This is a genomic window from Streptomyces sp. 351MFTsu5.1, assembly GCF_000383655.1.
GTDB classification, from domain to species: Bacteria; Actinomycetota; Actinomycetes; order Streptomycetales; family Streptomycetaceae; genus Streptomyces; species Streptomyces griseorubiginosus.
In genome coordinates this window covers 82,755-98,874 of record NZ_KB911785.1, presented here as the reverse complement: position 1 = coordinate 98,874, position 16,120 = coordinate 82,755, and the positions used below count along the sequence as shown (strand labels likewise).

Below are 16,120 nucleotides of genomic sequence, written 5' to 3'. Positions count from 1 at the left end.
CAGGCTCTCCCGGTCAGACAAGGCTCTTGTACATCGAGTAGCCGACCGTCTCGTATCCGAGGGACTCGTACAGCCGCTCGGCCGGGGTGTTGCCCGCGAAGACGTTCAGGCCGAGGACCCGCCGCCCGGAGGCGATCGCCTGGCCCTCGGCCAGCAGCATCAGGGAACGGCCGTGCCCGCGGCCGCGGAAGGGCTCCTCGGCCTCGACGTCGTAGACGAACGCCTTCTCGCCGATGAACTCCACCCACAGGAACCCGACCCGGACGCCGTCGTGCTCCAGGATGCTGTACAGGGCCTCGTCGGTCGCCAGGCCGCGCGTGACGAGCTGGTGGTGGTCCTTGCGCGACCTCTCCTTCGCCTCGGCCTCGGGCACCCCTCGCTCGCTCCAGTCCCGGGCGTACTCCTCGATGCCGCGCTCCGCCCACGGGCCGAACTCGGCCTGCGTCATGGGCCTGCTGCGGCTGCCTGCGGGCAGTTCGGGCGCGGTGGGGCCGAGCCGTTTCTCCATGCCGCGGTTGCGGTGGACGTAGCCGAGCGCGGTGGCGAGCCGCAGCGCGGGAGCGGCGTCGGCCGGGACCCGGATCTCCAGCTGCCCGCAGCCCCAGCCTCGTGCCACCTCCTCGGCGGCGAGCGCGGCGACCGCGCCCCGGCCGCGTCCGCGGTCCGGCTCCTCGATGCGCAGGTCCTTGATCTGGGCGACGGTCCGCCCGAAGGAGGGGTGGGTCGCGAGATGTATCGCTCCGACGGGACGGCTGTTCACGCACACCGTGTAGTGGCGGGACAGCGCCCCGTCGGCACCGCGCTGAAGCGGCTCGGTCGGCCGCAGGGTGGTGGTCATCAACGGAGTTCTACCCGCTGACGGACGCCGGGGCAGCTCAATATCGCGGCCCTTTACGGCCTCTTACGGGTAGGGGCTCTCACGGGTACGGGCCTGTCACGGTACGGCCGCTCACGGATCGAGGTCGTCCCCGGCCCGCTCGTCGAAGATCCGCATGGCCTTCGCGGTCACCGGCCCCGGCGCGCCCGGCAGTTCGCGCGCGTCGACGCGGTGCACGGCCTGGACGTCCCGCAGGGTCGACGTGAGGAAGACCTCGTCGGCCCGCTCCAGGACGTCCAGCGGCAGCTCGGCCTCCCTGGCCCCGGTCCATTCGACGGTCAACGCGCGCGTGATGCCCGCCAGACAGCCGGAGGCGAGCGGCGGGGTGTGGATCTCGCCGTCGAGCACCACGAACACGTTCGACCCGGTGCCCTCGCACAACTGCCCGACGGTGTTGGCGAACAGCGCCTCGGAGGCACCGTCGGCACGCGCGCGGGCGAGCGCGACGACGTTCTCGGCGTACGACGTGGTCTTGAGGCCGGTGAGGGCGCCGCGCTCGTTGCGGGTCCACGGGACGGTGATCACGGCCGTGGAGTCGGGCCGCGGGGTGGACTCGCCGAGCGCGACCACGAGAGTCGGTCCGTGCTCCCCCCGGTCGGAGCCGAGCGGACCGTGGCCGCCGGTGTAGGTGATGCGCAGCCGGCCCAGCGGCATCGGATTGGCCTCGAGCACGGCGGCGCAGGCGCGGCGCACCTCGTCGTGGTCGGGATCTGGCAGCCCGAGACCGCGTGCCGACAGGGTCAGCCGGTCGAGATGCCGGGTGAGCGCGAAGAGCCGGCCGTCCACCGCCTTCACGGTCTCGAAGATGCCGTCGCCCACGGTCAGCCCGTGGTCGAAGACCGAGACGCGGGCGGTCTCGATGTCCTGAAGCCCGCCGTCGAGCCAGATCTTCACGTCAGGGTCCCTCCACTCGCCTCGTACGCCCCCGACGCTACCGCGAGCAGCCGGGCCGCCTTCAGTTCGGTCTCCCGCCACTCCCCCTCGGGGTCGGAGCCCCAGGTGATCCCGGCGCCGGTCCCGAAGCGCAGCGCCCCTTCGGCGCGGTCGATCCAGAAGGTACGTATGCCGACGGCCAGCTCCGCGGTGCCCCGGTCGGCGTCGACCCACCCGATCCCCCCGCAGTACGGCCCCCGGGGCGCGGCCTCCAGGGCGTCGATGATCCGCAGCGCACTGGACTTGGGCGCGCCGGTGACCGAACCGGGAGGAAAGGCCGCGTCGAGCAGCTCGGCCCAGCCGGCTCCCTCGCGCAGCTCGCCCCGCACGGTCGACACGAGATGGACCAGGCCCGGATGCTTCTCGACGGCACACAGGTCGGGGACGGTGACGCTGCCGGTGGCGCACACCCGTCCCAGGTCGTTGCGGACCAGGTCCACGATCATCACGTTCTCGGCGTAGTCCTTGGCCAGCAGGTCGTCCTCGGTCCGGCCGGTCCCCTTGATCGGCCCCGACTCCACGACCCGCCCCTCCCGGCGCAGGAACAGCTCGGGGGACGCGGTGGCGATCTCCACCCCGTGCCCGGGCAACCGAATCGTTCCTGCGTACGGCGCCGGGTTGCCCCGGGCGAGCAGTGCGGTCAGCGCGTCCACGTCGGCGCCGGGCGCGAGCGGCGCGCTCAGGACACGGCAGAGGTTGGCCTGGTAGACCTCGCCGGTCGCGATGTGCGCGCGAATCCGCCGTACGCCCTCCATGTACGCGGCGCGATCGAGGGACGACGTCCAGTCACCGGCCGTCGGCCCCCGCCATTCTCCCGGCACCGGAGCGGGCACCGGTTCCCGGCGTACGTCGGCGAAGCGGGCGCAGGTCAGACCGCCCTCGAAATCGGCGGCGACGGCCCAGAAACCGGCGGAGTCCAGCGCCGCGGGGTCGCTGGTGACATCGAGGAGGCCGGTGGCGAGGCGGTCGCCGAAGCGGGCGAGAGGAGCGAGGTCGAGCACGTGGACGAGTCTATGGCGGGTGTCCCGCAGGTGACCTGGCCATGTCGTTCAGGGCGCCCTGACCGCACACGTCGACATGCGCACCGCAGCACGCTGCGCAAACGCGTTTTTGTACTGGCCCCGGAATCCGCTAGAGTTCAACACGTCGCCGAGCCGCGCAAGCGGATCGGAAGGACAGGCGAACGTAGCTCAGTTGGTAGAGCGCAACCTTGCCAAGGTTGAGGTCGCGAGTTCGAACCTCGTCGTTCGCTCGGAAGAGCAAGGGGATCATCCCGACCCCCAACACTCCTGGTGGAGTGGCCGAGAGGCGAGGCAACGGCCTGCAAAGCCGTCTACACGGGTTCAAATCCCGTCTCCACCTCCACGGACGATTAGCTCAGCGGGAGAGCGCTTCCCTGACACGGAAGAGGTCACTGGTTCAATCCCAGTATCGTCCACTGGATCTTCGACGGATCGTCGAAGGTCTGACCCGCGCGATTAGCTCAGCGGGAGAGCGCTTCCCTGACACGGAAGAGGTCACTGGTTCAATCCCAGTATCGTCCACTGGATCTTCGACGGATCGTCGAAGGTCTGACCCGCGCGATTAGCTCAGCGGGAGAGCGCTTCCCTGACACGGAAGAGGTCACTGGTTCAATCCCAGTATCGCGCACACACCGAAGCCCCCGGCCCTGCGGCCGGGGGCTTCTTCGTCTCTGCCGACCGGTACCGGTCAGCTGGAGAACAGCATGTGGCCGAAGCCGCGGTTGCGGTGGTGGCCGCCGTGATGACCGCCGTGGCCGCCGTAGTGACCGCCGCCGTGCTGCGGGGCACCCCAGGCCGGGGCGCCGGGCTGGGCCGGGTACTGCGGAGCGGCCGGCGGCGGCGGAACGGCGGGACCACCGCCCCACTGCCCCTCCAGGCGGGTCAGCGCCTCCAGCTCGCCGTAGTCGAGAAAGATCCCGCGGCAGCCGCTGCACTGCTCGATCTGGACACCGTTGCGGTTGTAGGTGTGCATCGGTGCGTGACACTTCGGACACTGCATCGTCGGCTCAACTCCTCGCCCGTTGGTCCTGCTTGGCATTTCCCCAGGACAGACTCCGTCCAGCCCTGGTCGGTTGCACCTTACTTCGCGAAACGGTCAGCCAACTCCGGCGGGACCGAACTCATCCGGTCACAGGCGTCCACGACGGCCCGCTCCACGTCGTCCAGCGGCCGGCCGGCGTCGATCGCCTTGGCGACGGCCCGTGCCGCGGTCTGCACGGTGAGGGCGCGGGCGGGCACGTCCAGGGCGGGCCACGGGTCGCCGTCGGCCGGTACGGCCGGTCCGCCGGCCGCGCGGTAGGCGGCGAGGAAGAGGTCCCAGTCCTCGGGGGACAGCAGGCCGCAGGCGTACCAGGCGGCGGGACGGGCGAGGTCCCAGGCGGGCTCCCCCACGCCCAGATCGTCGACGTCGATGAGACGCCAGGGGCCGTCCGAGGCGGGGTGCCGCACGAGTTGTCCGAGGTGCAGGTCGCCGTGGCAGAGGGTCGTGGTGTCCCGCATGGGGCTCTCTCCCCGTGCCCAGGACGGCAGCGCGGACCAGGCTCGGAGAACGGGGGCGAGGGCGGGGTGGCGGTCCTGCCGGGCGGCGCCGAGCAGCCGGGCGACGGCGAGGGCGGCCTTGGCCGGGCCCCGCATGGCGGGCAGGCCGGGTGGGGCGGGGGTGCGGTGGAGCCGGGCGAGGAGGGTGGCGGCGGGTGCCCATGGGGCGGCGTCGGGATCCTCCGGGTCCACGGGTTCGCCGTACGGCCAGAACGTGACGAGTCGGCCGTGCAGGTCGACGTGCGTCGCCTGGAGCGGGGGCAGGAGGATGCCGGGGAGGTGAGCGGCCGCGGAGAGGCGGTGCGCGAGGTCGGCGGCGGCCGTGTCGGGAGCGTGCGCCTTCGCGACGGTGCGGGCGTGCCGGACGACGGTGGCGTCGGGGCGGTCGGCGAGGGTGGCTGCGCCGCAGGGGCAGGTCGCGGGGTCCCTCGAGTGAGCCTCGGCTCTGACTCTGAGAGTGAGCTCGGTGAGGAGGGGGTGCGTCACGGAGCGGCTCCCTGGGCGGCGGGGGTCTGGCGCCTCAGTATGTGCCGCTCCGCTGCGCTGGGCTTGGGCCGAGCGCCTGTGGGGGTGCCGGGTTCGGTTGTCGGGCGGCTTGAGGTCCGTCGTGGCTGGTCGCGCAGTTCCCCGCGCCCCCGCTGCGCTGGGCTTGGGCCGGGCGCCTGTGAGGGTGCCGGGTTCGGTTGACGGGCGGCTTGAGGTCCGTCGTGGCTGGTCGCGCAGTTCCCCGCGCCCCTGGGACCTGCGCCACGACGGGGACGGCAGCTGCGCGCGCCCGCCCCCACCGGGCCGCAGGCAGAACCGGCTCGACCGCCGGAGGCAAAAGCAATGCCGGCGCAGCTCCCCAGCTGCGCCGGCATTTTGCCGTCCGCCGCACCCCCGTCCCCACGGGGTTTCATGGGTGGATGTCCCCGCCCGGACCGCTCTTCCGGGCCTGGGGTCGCCGCTCAGCGCCCCAGCATCACTCCCACGGACGACGCCTGTGTGGCCACTGTCTCCCAGCCGTCGAAGACGACGAGGAGCAGGACCGCCAGCGGGAGGGCCATGAGCGTCGCCACCAGCGGGTGACGGCGGCCCGTACGGCGGGGCTGACGTGTGCGGGACAGTGTCCGCGGTGCCGTAAGAGCCATGGTCCCTCTCCTGACCGTTCTGTTGTCGTTGGCAGCGGCGGGTGTCTGACCTCGGGGGACGAGTGCTGCACCCGCCGCTTGACTTCAAATCTAGGCGTCACGGCCCCGCGGCACGTCATGCCTTCGTACCGATTGCCGGGCCTCCCCGAGGATGAGCCGTCACCGGTGACGTACTCCCATGGGTGGAGACGAGGACCTAGGACTCCGGGTCTTCCCGGAGGGGTCGCCCGCTCTGTGCCGCTTTCTCCGAGCCGTCCTCCCGCGGCACCGGCTGCTCGACCAGCGCCAGCACCCTCGTCGCCATGAAACGGGCCGTCCGGACCACCGAGCCGTTGCGAGTGACTTCGCTCACTTCCACTACGCCTCGTCGTACCGCGGTCTCGACCCGGCGGCCCGCCCTGCTCGCCACCACCTCGTAGGTACGTGTCGTGTCCCCTGCGTCCACGACTATCTCCACGCGATCACCCTTCACGCGTTCAATCCCCCTTCTTGGACGGGTGGTTGGGATCACATCCGAACCGAAGTCCGCCCGCCCTCCGGCTCCCTGACCACCTCTCAATTCTCCCACCCGGCACTGACAATCCATCGGGACGAGAGGGCGCGGCCTCTGCGCGCGGCGGCCCGTCACTACGTAAGCTGTCGCTCGTCACACGGACCGGGCAGCGGGGATGAACATGGCGATGATGCGCCTGAGGCGCGAGGACCCGCGCGTCGTCGGCTCGTTCAGGCTTCACAGACGGCTCGGCGCGGGCGGGATGGGTGTCGTCTACCTGGGCTCCGACCGCAAGGGGCAGCGGGTCGCGTTGAAGGTGATCCGGCCGGATCTGGCCGAGGACCAGGAGTTCCGGTCGCGGTTCGCGCGCGAGGTCTCGGCCGCCCGGCGGATCCGCGGGGGCTGCACGGCCCGGCTCGTCGCGGCCGACCTGGAGGCGGACCGTCCCTGGTTCGCCACCCAGTACGTCCCCGGGCCCTCCCTGCACGACAAGGTCGTGGACGAGGGTGCGCTGGGCGCCGCCGAGGTCGCCGCCATCGGGGCCGCCCTCTCCGAGGGGCTCGTCGCCGTGCACGAGGCGGGGGTGGTGCACCGCGACCTCAAGCCGTCGAACATCCTGCTGTCCCCCAAGGGCCCGCGGATCATCGACTTCGGTATCGCCTGGGCCACCGGGGCCTCGACCCTCACCCACGTCGGGACCGCCGTCGGCTCGCCCGGCTTCCTCGCGCCGGAGCAGGTGCGCGGCGCCGCGGTGACGCCGGCCACGGACGTCTTCTCCCTCGGCGCGACCCTGGCGTACGCGTCGATGGGTGACTCGCCCTTCGGGCACGGCAGTTCCGAGGTGATGCTGTACCGCGTGGTGCACGAGGAGGCGCAGCTGCACGGCGTGCCCGACGCGGTCGCCCCGCTCATCCGCGCCTGTCTGGCGAAGGACCCCGAGGAGCGGCCGAGCACCCTCCAACTGTCGCTGCGGCTCAAGGAGATCGCGGCGCGCGAGGCGCAGGGCCTGCCCGACCTGCGCCCGCCCGCGCCCCGTGCCGCCGAGGCGGACCGGCCCACCGGGCGGATCGCCGACACCTATACCGACCGGCCCGCGCAGCGCCGCCCGCAGGGACCGCAGGGGACGCAGGGCAGCCGCGGCGACAGCCCGTCGCGCGGTTCCGGCCCGGCGCGCGGCGGCACTCCCTCGCGCGGTGGCGTCCCGTCCCGGGGCGGCAGCGGGTCCGTCCGCGGCAGCGGCGCGCCCGCGTCTCGTTCCGGTGCGGCCCGGCCCACTCCGTCCGGGCGGAACACGACCCGTTCCGGCAGCGGCAGCCGTCCCGCCCCCCGCAGCGGCACCGGACGTCCCGCGCCGCGGAACACCGGTACCGGACGTCGGCCCGCCAACCCCCGGCTCCTGCGCCAACGGTTGTTCGTCTTCGTCGTCGTCACCCTGTTCGTGGCGCTCGGCATCGCGGCGGCGCAGGGATGCGAGGGGCCGTCCCGTGGCCTCGGCGGCGACAGCGGTGTCGTACGGGAGCAGCGGCAGGGTCAGGGGCAGGTGAACGCGCCGCCGCCGGGGGCGCAGCCAGACCCGGAGCCGGCCGGCGGCGCGACGGACTGACCCGGACGCACGGCCGGGCACGGCCCCGTGGCCCTTGGTCAGGCCTGCGGACGTCCCGTGGCCACCGCGTAAAAGGCGACAGCCGCCGCCGCGCCCACGTTGAGGGAGTCGACGCCGTGGGCCATCGGGATGCGGACCCATTCGTCGGCGGCGACCAGGGCCTGGGTGGTGAGGCCGTCGCCCTCGGCGCCGAGCATCAGGGCGACCCGGTCCATCTTGTGCGGGGCGGCCTCGTCGAGGGTCTTGGCCTTGGCGTCCGGGGTGAGGGCGAGGAGGGTGAAGCCGGCCTCGCGGACCGAGTCCAGGCCCTTGGGCCAGGTGTCGAGACGGGCGTAGGGCACGGAGAAGACCGCACCCATGGAGACCTTGACGCTACGGCGGTACAGCGGGTCCGCGCAGTCCGGCGAGAGCAGGACCGCGTCCATGCCGAGGGCCGCCGCCGAGCGGAAGATCGCACCGATGTTGGTGTGGTCGTTGACGGACTCCATGACCACCACGCGACGGGCGGTCTGGAGCAGTTCGGCCGCCGTGGGCAGGGGTTTGCGCTGCATGGAGGCGAGCGCGCCGCGGTGCACGTGGTAGCCGGTGACCTGTTCGGCGAGTTCGGGGCTCACGGCGTAGACGGGGGCGGGGAGTTCGTCGATGACGTCCCGCATGACGTCGACCCACTTGGCGGAGAGCAGCATGGAGCGCATCTCGTAGCCCGCGTCCTTGGCCCGGCGGATGACCTTCTCGCCCTCGGCGATGAACAGGCCCTCTGCGGGTTCGCGTTTGCGGCGCAGTTCCACGTCGGTCAGGCCCGTGTAGTCGTGGAGGCGCGGGTCGTCGGGGTCATCGACGGTGATGAGATCGGCCACAGGGTGATACTGCCTTGTCCTGGGAGCGGTGCCAACGGCTGGGAACGAGTTGTGTTACCCCGGGTTACGTCAAGGGCTTCGGCCCCACGGCGACGACCTCGCCCACCACGATCACGGCCGGGGGCTTCACGTCCTCGGCGACGACCACCTCGGCGACCGTCGCCAGCGTCGCGTCGACCCGGCGCTGGGCGGCGGTCGTGCCCTCCTGGACCAGCGCGACCGGGGTCTGGGGCGACTTGCCGTGGGCCATCAGGGTCTCGGCGATACGGCCTATCTTGTCGACGCCCATCAGGATCACCAGGGTGCCGGTGAGCCGGGCGAGCGCGGGCCAGTCGATCAGGGAGCGTTCGTCGTCGGGGGCGACATGGCCGCTGACCACGGTGAACTCGTGGGCGACCCCGCGGTGGGTGACCGGGATGCCGGCCGCGCCCGGGACCGAGATGGAGCTGGAGATGCCGGGCACGACGGTGCAGGGGATGCCGGCCTCGGCGAGGGCGTGCAGCTCCTCCATGCCCCGGCCGAAGACATAGGGGTCGCCGCCCTTGAGCCGTACGACCGACTTGCCCTGCTTGGCGTGCTCGATCAGGGCGTTGTTGATGGCCTCCTGGGCCATGAAACGGCCGTAGGGGATCTTCGCCGCGTCGATCACCTCGACGTGCGGGGGGAGTTCGGCGAGGAGGTCCCGGGGGCCGAGGCGGTCGGCGATCACGACGTCGGCCTCGGCGAGCAGGCGGCGGCCGCGGACCGTGATGAGGTCCGGGTCGCCAGGGCCGCCGCCGACGAGGGCGACGCCGGGGGTGCGGGTGCGGTAGTGGGGGGCGACGAGGGTGCCGTCGCGCAGGCCCTCGACCACGGCGTCCCGGACGGCCGCGGTGTGACGGGGGTCGCGGCCCTTGGCGTTCGTCGTGAGCACGGCGACCGTGACGCCTTCGCTGTGGCCGGTCGCCGGGGTCCAGGCGGTGGCGGCGTCGGCGTCGTCGGAGCGGACGCACCAGACGCGGTGCCGCTCCCCCTCGGCGGAGGCACGGCTGTTCGCCTCGGGGTCGCTGGTGGCGATCAGGGCGTACCAGGCGTCTTCCAGGTCGCCTTCCCGGTACGGCCGACGCTCCCAGGTGATCTCGCCCGTGTCCGCCATCGCCTCCACGGAGGGAGTCGCCGCGGGGGACACGAGCAGGACCTCCGCGCCGGCCGCGATCAGGGCCGGGAGGCGGCGCTGGGCCACCTGGCCGCCGCCGAGGACGACGACCTTGCGGCCGGTGAGGCGGAGGCCTACGGGGTAGGCGGGGTGTTCGGCCATGAGGTGCGGCTCCTCGTCCTGGCAAAGGCGATGGGTGCTACGGCGCTGGAGCAGCCCTGACGTGCAGATTTTAGAGTCGGGTTCAGCGTACGGCCGGGGTGGGGTGCACGCAGGAACGCGTACCCCACCCCGGTTCCGGAGCTACTTCTCGGTGACCCCCGCCGAGTCGAACGTCGCCACCTCGTGCATGGCCCGGGCCGTGCTCTGGACCAGCGGCAGGGCCAGGAGCGCGCCCGTGCCCTCGCCCAGGCGCAGGTCGAGGTCGACCAGGGGGCGCAGGCCGAGCTTGTTCAGGGCGGCGACATGGCCGGGTTCCGCGCTGCGGTGGCCCGCGATGCAGGCCGCGAGGACCTCCGGGGCGATGGCGCGGGCGACCAGGGCGGCGGCGCCGGCGCTGACGCCGTCGAGGATGACCGGGGTGCGCAGCGAGGCACCGCCGAGCAGCAGGCCGACCATGGCCGCGTGCTCGAAGCCGCCGATGGCCGCGAGGACGCCGATCGGGTCGGCGGGGTCCGGCTGGTGGACCTCGATCGCGCGCCGCACGACCTCGGTCTTGCGGGCCAGCGTCTCGTCGTTGATGCCGGTGCCGCGGCCGGTGACCTCGGCGGGGTCGGTGCCGGTGAAGACGGAGATCAGGGCGGCGGACGCGGTGGTGTTCGCGATGCCCATCTCACCGGTGAGCAGGGCCTTGTTGCCCGCCGCGACCAGGTCGCGGGCCGTCTCGATGCCCACCTCGATGGCCTGCTTGGCCTCCTCGCGGGTCATCGCGGGGCCGGTGGTCATGTCGGACGTGCCGGCCCGGATCTTGCGGGGCAACAGACCGGGCGTGGCCGGGAGTTCGGCCGCGACACCGACGTCCACGACACAGACCTCGGCGCCCACCTGGCCGGCGAAGGCGTTGCAGACCGCGCCGCCGCCGAGGAAGTTGGCGACCATCTGGGCCGTCACCTCCTGCGGCCAGGGGGTGACGCCCTGGGCGTGCACACCGTGGTCGCCGGCGAAGATCGCGACGGCCGCGGGCTCCGGGATCGGCGGCGGGCACTGGCGCGAGAGCCCGGACAGCTGCGCGGAGATGATCTCCAGCATGCCGAGCGCGCCGGCCGGCTTGGTCATGCGCTTCTGCCGCTCCCAGGCCTCGCCGAGCGCCTTGGCGTCCAGCGGGCGGATCTGCGCGACGGTCTCGCCGAGCAGGTCGTGCGGCTCCTCACCGGGCAGGGCGCGGCGGCCGTACGTCTCCTCGTGCACGACCCAGGACAGCGGGCGGCGCTTGGACCAGCCGGCCTGCATCAGCTCGGGCTCGTCCGGGAACTCGTCGACGTAGCCCACGCAGAGGTACGCGATGACCTCCAGGTGCTCGGGGAGCCCCAGCGCGCGGACCATCTCGCGCTCGTCGAAGAAGCTGACCCAGCCGACCCCGAGGCCCTCGGCGCGGGCGGCGAGCCAGAGGTTCTCGACGGCGAGGGCGGCGGAGTACGGGGCCATCTGCGGCTGGGTGTGCCGGCCGAGGGTGTGGCGGCCGCCGCGGGTGGGGTCGGCGGTGACGACGATGTTCACCGGGGTGTCGAGGATGGCCTCGATCTTCAGTTCCTTGAACTGCTTGGCCCGGCCCTTGGGCAGCGACCTGGCGTACGCGTCGCGCTGGCGCTGGGCCAGTTCGTGCATCGCGCCGCGCGTCTCGGCGGAGCGGATGACGACGAAGTCCCAGGGCTGCGAGTGGCCCACGGAGGGCGCGGTGTGGGCGGCCTCCAGGACGCGGAGCAGCACCTCGTGCGGGATCGGGTCGCTGCGGAAGCCGTTGCGGATGTCCCGGCGCTCCCGCATGACTTTGAGCACGGCCTCGCGCTCGGCGTCGTCGTAGGCGGGCGCGGCGGGACCCGTGGACCGGCGTGCTTCTGCCACGGGGGCCGTGCTCACTTCCGGTGCTTCCTGGTCCTCCTGCTCGGCCGCCCTGGTGTCCAGGTCGTCCGCCTGCTGTACGAGTCCGGCGTCGCCGTCCGCCTCCCGCGGGCCCGGGACCACGGACTGCTCCGCGGGGAGCGTCAGGGGGTGGGGCGGGGTCGGCGCGAGGTGCGGGGTGGTGGGCACCGAACCGTCCACCGCCACGAACTCGCCGAGCGGCTGGCCCGGGTGGGGCTCCATGGGAACCGCGCTGGGCAGGACTCCGGGAACCTCTGCGCCGCCGGGCACCGCGAACTGACCCTGCGTGTCGGCGACCTCGGCCAGAAGCGGCTGGGGGGCGGGCTGCGGGCCCTGCGGGGCGCTCTCCGGGGCCACGGTCGGCTCCGGAGCGTCGTAGTGGCTCGCGTGAGCGGGCTCGGGAAGCGGCTCGGGCAGCGGCTCCACGAAGGACGGTTCCTCGGCGGGAGGAGCGATCTCGACCGGTGCCGCGGGGTCCGCCGGCTGGGCGGTGGGCTCGGTCTCCGTGGGCTCGGGGGTGACCGCGGGTGCCGTGTCTTCGGCGTCCTCGGCGGGGAGCGGGGTTTCCAGAGCCGGCGCCTCCGGTGCGGTTGCTTCAGGAGCGGCCGCTTCAGGATCCATTGCTTCCGGAGCGGTTGCCTCGGGTGCCGTGAGGGCTTCCTCTGCGAGAAGGGCGGGCTCGGGGGCGGTCACGGGCTCCTGGGGGGCGTCGGCTTCCGGGGCCTGGGGCGTTTCCGGGGCGGCTTCCTGGACGGCGTCCGCTTCCGGGGTCGCGGTGACTTCGTAGGCGACCTCGGCGACCGGAGGGACAGCGGGCTCCTCCACAGCAACTGTTTCTGGAACGACTGCTTCAGCGACAGCGTCGGCTTCCTCGGGGGCGCCGACTGTGGCGCCGACCTCTTCCGGCACCTCGGGAGCCTCCGGTGCGGCGTCGGCCTCCGGTGCAACAGCCTGCGGGGCCGTCTCCGGCTCCGCCGCCGGGGTCTCTCCGTCCGGCACGACGGACGGGGCCTCGGGTGCGGGTTCGGCGACCTCGCCCACCTGCGCATCCTCGGCCACCGGCTCGGCACCCGGGACCTGCTCCGGCTCCTCGTCGGGCACGGGTCCGCCGACCGCGGCCGGGTCGGTGACGGGGACGTCCTGGCTGCCGGGCACCTGCCCGGCGTCGGCCGCATCGCCCTCCGCGGCCGGAACCGCCTCGGGCAGATCGCCGTCACCCGGCGTCTGCCCCGGGTCCGGCTCCTCGGCCGCGACCGGCGCTGCCTCGGCGCTCACGGCCTGCTCCCCGTCCGGGCCCAGGTCGGCCACCGCGCCCGTCTCCGGGCCCGGCAGCGGCTCGGGGGCCGCCTCGTGCACGGCTTCCGGGACGGCGGGCACGGGAGCCTGCTCCTGCGGCGCGTACCCGACGGCGCCCGCCTCGGACGCCAGCCGGGCCACGGCCGCCTGTGCCGCGCCCACCGGCTCCGCGACGGGAGCCGGCGCCGGAATGACCGTTTCGGCAGCCGGGGCCACCGCGCTCACCGGCGTCTGGACGGCCGTCGGCGCGCCCCACGGGACCGCGCCCTGCGGCTGGGGGGCGTCGAAGTACTCGGGACCGGCCGTGACGGGCTGCCGTACCGGCGCGCCCGCGGGGCCGCGGTCGGCGAGGGAACGGACCGGGCTCGCGGAGGAGTCGGGGATCGGCGGGCCGAGGTGCAGCGGCCGACGGGGGGTGATGGGCGGGATCGGCACCGTGGGGGCCTGCGGCTGGGGGGTGCGGACGGCGCTGAGGTCGTGCGCCCCGCTGTCGCGGCCTGCCATCTCGTGCGGTCCCGGTTCGTGGAGGGTCTCGACGACCGGTTCCGGCGCGGGCGGGGCGACCTCGTTGCCCCAGGGGCTCTGGGCGCCCGGCAGCAGCAACAGGTCTTCGTCCTCGGCGGGGGTCTCGGAGAGGTAGGTGTACGCACCCGGGACGCCCGGCTGTTCCACCATGCCTGCGTTCTCCGGCAGTCCCTCGCCCGGAACCTGGCCGGTGTCGGTCATGCGTACCCCTCGCCCATCGGTTAGTGCTTCTACGACCAGCTCACCGGGGACGGCGCACCGACCGCCCCCGCAGTGAAGAACGAGCGTGCGTGCCCAGCGGCACGAACGGCCCGCCGAGAAAGACGACAAAGCCATTAACTGGCATTGTCCCGGCCGTTCCCCCGTCGCGACAGCTTGATCCGCGACGACCCGCTGTGGACTGCGCCACGTTGCGCGTCCTCCGGTTGTGCCGTACCGCACCCACCCCAAAACGGGCGCGCTTTCCGGACATTGACGAACGAATGCCGGGCCACTTGCTGCGGTACAACAGTCGGCCAGCCTACCGCGCGCAGTACGACAACAGGATCACGGGGACGGCGAACCGGGTCAGACCGTACGGTCGGGAAGGACCCCGCTCAGCAGGAACGCGACGCTCCGCTCCGTCTCCGTCCAGGCCCTGGTGTCGAGTTCGACGGACTGGAGGAGGGCGCACTCGACGCGGTAGCCGTGTTCGGTGAGGTCCCGGCCGACGAGTTCGGCCTCGTCGCGGGTGGCCGCGTGGGCGACGATCCGCTGCGGGCGGCGGTCGGCGACCGCGGAGACCACGGCCACTCCCCCGCCGCCGACGCGGACGACGTCCGGTTCGGGGAGGTTCTCCAGGACGTGCGGGGCGGTGCCGGCGACGATCTGGACCTGGAGCCCGAAGGCCCGGGCGTTGGCCTCGGTGCGTTCGCAGGCCCTGAGGTCGCGGTCGACGGCGATGACGGCGGCCCCTGCCCGGGCGGCCTCCGTGGCGAAGGCGCCGCTGCCGCAGCCGATGTCCCACACCAGGTCGCCGACGCGCGGTCCGAGCCGGGCGAGTTGGGCCGCGCGGAGCGGTTCCAGTTCGCCTTCGCCCATGAGGCCGCCGTAGGACTCGGCGGGCAGGGTCCAGCCGCGCGGTGCGGCGGCCGGGTCGCGGCCGGCGATCCAGCCGCCGTCCGGTGTCACGGAGGCCGTGCCGCCGATGACGATGACGATGTTCGGGTCGCGCCAGGTGTGGTCGGCGGCCTTGTCGGAGGTGACGACGGTGACCTGTTCGCGGTCGGTGCCGAGTTCCTCGCAGATGACGAAGGTGCGGTGGACGCCCTCCATCAGCAGGCCGAGCTCGGCGGGGCCGGCTCCGGGTGAGGTGAAAACGGCGACCTTGGTGTGGGCCCGGCACACGTTCACCGCGCGGCGCAGGGTGCGGCGGTGTGCGACGACCACCTGGGCGTCGTCCCAGGGCATTCCGGCGCGGGCGAAGGCGGCGGCGACCGAGGAGACGCCGGGGACGACCTCGACCTCCAGGCCGAACTCGGGTGCGCGCAGGGTCCGTACGACGCCGAAGAAGCCGGGGTCGCCGTCGGCGAGCACGACCGCGGTGCCGCGGTGGCCGGTGATGCGGCGGGCGGCGAGGGCGACGCTGCCGAGACGGATGCGTTCGGCGGTGGGCGGCACCTCGGGAAGTGCCAGGTGGTGGGCGGCGCCCGCCACGAGGGTGGCCGCGCCGAGGGCGGAGCGTGCCGCGGCGGTCAGCGGCGAGCCGTCCCAGCCGATCACCGTGACCCGGTCGGCCATCGTGTCTCAGTCTCCAGGAATATGCGCAGGTGTTCGTCGGGAGGTTACCCCGTCGGACGGGGAAGCGCTTTCGCCGAACTCGGTCAGTTCCAGTCCGAATAGGGCGTGAAGCCGTCCGCGTCGGCCATCTGCTCGCCCGCGCCGTCGAGGTCCTCGGGCAGCAGGCTCCACACGATGAAGTCGGTGCGGACGTCGCTCCAGGTGCCGTCCTCGGCGCGGACGTGCGCTATGCAGGCGCCGCGCAGGACGCCCTCGCTGATACAGCCGATCTTCTGGGCGACCTGCTGGGAGGCGGTGTTGTCGGCCGCCGTGCGCAGCTCGATGCGCTCGAACTTCTGGTCGGTGAACAGCCACTGGGCGGTGGCGAGCGCGGCCTCGGAGGCGTAGCCCTCGCCGCGGGCCCAGGGGGCGACGATGTACGACAGCTCGGTGGAGCGGACGTGCCAGTCGGTCTTGGTGAGCTGGACGATGCCGACCAGGCGCTGGGTGAGGAACTCGGTGACGGCGAGGTCGAGTCCGCGGCCGGACTCCCGCTCGGCGGGCGCGTACCGGGTGATCCAGCCGCGCGCCTGCTCCTCGGAGTAGGGCTGCGGGACGTCGGTCCAGGCCCCGACCTGCTCGTCGTTCATCATCTCGGCCAGCGCGGGCACGTCGTCCTCGTCGAGGGGGCGCAGCACCAACCGCTCCGTGCTGATGGAGATGTTGGGGAAGGTGCCTGTCATGCGCCGCTCCGTAACCGTCGGAAACCTCGGGGCTTGCCTCAGTGTCTGCCTCAGTGCCTGCTGAACTGCCCAGCATGCAGCATGAAAGCACCGCACCGCATCACGGGGTCCACACATGGTGAGCGAGTGG

13 protein-coding genes and 5 tRNA genes are annotated in these 16,120 nt (G+C 73.0%); 6 read left to right on the top strand and 12 right to left on the bottom strand.

The features are described from left to right. Window positions 1-13: 13 nt before the first annotated feature. The 3 genes from H295_RS0124740 to H295_RS0124730 form a co-directional block, all read right to left on the bottom strand. Entirely contained in the window at window positions 14-841 is an 828-nt protein-coding gene (locus H295_RS0124740) for a GNAT family N-acetyltransferase (protein WP_020138040.1), read from the bottom strand. Window positions 842-949: 108 nt separating this feature from the next. Then, entirely contained in the window at window positions 950-1,771 is an 822-nt protein-coding gene (locus tag H295_RS0124735) for an aminotransferase class IV (RefSeq protein ID WP_020138039.1), read from the bottom strand. Further along, window positions 1,768-2,811 carry a chorismate-binding protein gene (locus tag H295_RS0124730; RefSeq protein ID WP_020138038.1) on the bottom strand — a complete coding sequence of 348 codons (1,044 nt, stop codon included), beginning with the start codon at window positions 2,809-2,811 and terminating at the stop codon, window positions 1,768-1,770. The genes H295_RS0124735 and H295_RS0124730 overlap by 4 nt, the downstream gene beginning before the upstream one ends. 178 nt (window positions 2,812-2,989) lie before the next feature. Between H295_RS0124730 and H295_RS0124725 the strand changes: the two genes are divergently transcribed. The 5 genes from H295_RS0124725 (at window position 2,990) to H295_RS0124705 (ending at window position 3,460) form a co-directional block, all read left to right on the top strand. Next, window positions 2,990-3,062 (top strand) — tRNA-Gly (locus tag H295_RS0124725). Between the two features lie 39 nt (window positions 3,063-3,101). After that, window positions 3,102-3,175 (top strand) — tRNA-Cys (locus tag H295_RS0124720). Between the two features lies 1 nt (window position 3,176). Further along, window positions 3,177-3,248 (top strand) — tRNA-Val (locus H295_RS0124715). Window positions 3,249-3,285: 37 nt separating this feature from the next. After that, window positions 3,286-3,354 (top strand) — tRNA-Val (locus H295_RS0124710). A gap of 34 nt (window positions 3,355-3,388) precedes the next feature. Further along, a tRNA-Val gene (locus tag H295_RS0124705) sits at window positions 3,389-3,460 on the top strand. A gap of 60 nt (window positions 3,461-3,520) precedes the next feature. On the opposite strand, the gene H295_RS0124700 is transcribed toward H295_RS0124705, so the two are convergent. The 4 genes from H295_RS0124700 to H295_RS0124680 all read right to left on the bottom strand — a co-directional run bounded on the left by H295_RS0124700 (window position 3,521) and on the right by H295_RS0124680 (window position 5,973). Continuing rightward, window positions 3,521-3,832 carry a zf-TFIIB domain-containing protein gene (locus tag H295_RS0124700; RefSeq protein WP_037899326.1) on the bottom strand — a complete coding sequence of 104 codons (312 nt, stop codon included), beginning with the start codon at window positions 3,830-3,832 and terminating at the stop codon, window positions 3,521-3,523. A gap of 80 nt (window positions 3,833-3,912) precedes the next feature. Then, window positions 3,913-4,857, bottom strand: coding sequence for a phosphotransferase family protein (locus H295_RS0124695; protein ID WP_020138036.1), 945 nt, complete (start codon window positions 4,855-4,857; stop codon window positions 3,913-3,915). 461 nt (window positions 4,858-5,318) lie between these two features. Continuing rightward, window positions 5,319-5,501 carry a hypothetical protein gene (locus H295_RS0124685; protein WP_028809711.1) on the bottom strand — a complete coding sequence of 61 codons (183 nt, stop codon included), beginning with the start codon at window positions 5,499-5,501 and terminating at the stop codon, window positions 5,319-5,321. 196 nt (window positions 5,502-5,697) lie between these two features. Continuing rightward, window positions 5,698-5,973 carry a hypothetical protein gene (locus H295_RS0124680; protein WP_028809710.1) on the bottom strand — a complete coding sequence of 92 codons (276 nt, stop codon included), beginning with the start codon at window positions 5,971-5,973 and terminating at the stop codon, window positions 5,698-5,700. Between the two features lie 196 nt (window positions 5,974-6,169). Between H295_RS0124680 and H295_RS0124675 the strand changes: the two genes are divergently transcribed. Further along, window positions 6,170-7,597, top strand: coding sequence for a serine/threonine-protein kinase (locus tag H295_RS0124675; protein WP_020138034.1), 1,428 nt, complete (start codon window positions 6,170-6,172; stop codon window positions 7,595-7,597). A 38-nt stretch (window positions 7,598-7,635) separates the two neighbouring features. Here H295_RS0124675 and H295_RS0124670 read toward each other — a convergent pair whose 3' ends face one another. From H295_RS0124670 to H295_RS0124650, 5 genes are all read right to left on the bottom strand, one after another. Beyond that, window positions 7,636-8,454, bottom strand: a complete 819-nt coding sequence (locus H295_RS0124670; protein WP_020138033.1) for a TrmH family RNA methyltransferase — start codon at window positions 8,452-8,454, stop codon at window positions 7,636-7,638. A 64-nt stretch (window positions 8,455-8,518) separates the two neighbouring features. Then, window positions 8,519-9,751, bottom strand: a complete 1,233-nt coding sequence (gene cobA / locus H295_RS0124665; RefSeq protein ID WP_020138032.1) for a uroporphyrinogen-III C-methyltransferase — start codon at window positions 9,749-9,751, stop codon at window positions 8,519-8,521. A 141-nt stretch (window positions 9,752-9,892) separates the two neighbouring features. Further along, window positions 9,893-13,690, bottom strand: coding sequence for a nicotinate-nucleotide--dimethylbenzimidazole phosphoribosyltransferase (gene cobT, locus H295_RS0124660; protein WP_020138031.1), 3,798 nt, complete (start codon window positions 13,688-13,690; stop codon window positions 9,893-9,895). 366 nt (window positions 13,691-14,056) lie between these two features. Continuing rightward, window positions 14,057-15,268: a precorrin-6y C5,15-methyltransferase (decarboxylating) subunit CbiE gene (gene cbiE / locus H295_RS0124655; RefSeq protein ID WP_020138030.1), complete on the bottom strand. Its 1,212-nt coding sequence runs from the start codon at window positions 15,266-15,268 to the stop codon at window positions 14,057-14,059. Between the two features lie 83 nt (window positions 15,269-15,351). After that, window positions 15,352-15,990, bottom strand: a complete 639-nt coding sequence (locus tag H295_RS0124650; RefSeq protein ID WP_020138029.1) for a GNAT family N-acetyltransferase — start codon at window positions 15,988-15,990, stop codon at window positions 15,352-15,354. Between the last annotated feature and the right edge of the window lie 130 nt (window positions 15,991-16,120).

What these genes read in the sequence shown, in the direction of transcription:
- H295_RS0124700 (WP_037899326.1), bottom strand. Translation starts at nt 3,832, where the DNA reads ATGCAGTGTCCGAAGTGTCACGCACCGATGCACACCTACAACCGCAAC.
- H295_RS0124685 (WP_028809711.1), bottom strand. Translation starts at nt 5,501, where the DNA reads ATGGCTCTTACGGCACCGCGGACACTGTCCCGCACACGTCAGCCCCGC.
- H295_RS0124675 (WP_020138034.1), top strand. Translation starts at nt 6,170, where the DNA reads ATGAACATGGCGATGATGCGCCTGAGGCGCGAGGACCCGCGCGTCGTC.
- cobA (WP_020138032.1), bottom strand. Translation starts at nt 9,751, where the DNA reads ATGGCCGAACACCCCGCCTACCCCGTAGGCCTCCGCCTCACCGGCCGC.
- cobT (WP_020138031.1), bottom strand. Translation starts at nt 13,690, where the DNA reads ATGACCGACACCGGCCAGGTTCCGGGCGAGGGACTGCCGGAGAACGCA.
- cbiE (WP_020138030.1), bottom strand. Translation starts at nt 15,268, where the DNA reads ATGGCCGACCGGGTCACGGTGATCGGCTGGGACGGCTCGCCGCTGACC.
- H295_RS0124650 (WP_020138029.1), bottom strand. Translation starts at nt 15,990, where the DNA reads ATGACAGGCACCTTCCCCAACATCTCCATCAGCACGGAGCGGTTGGTG.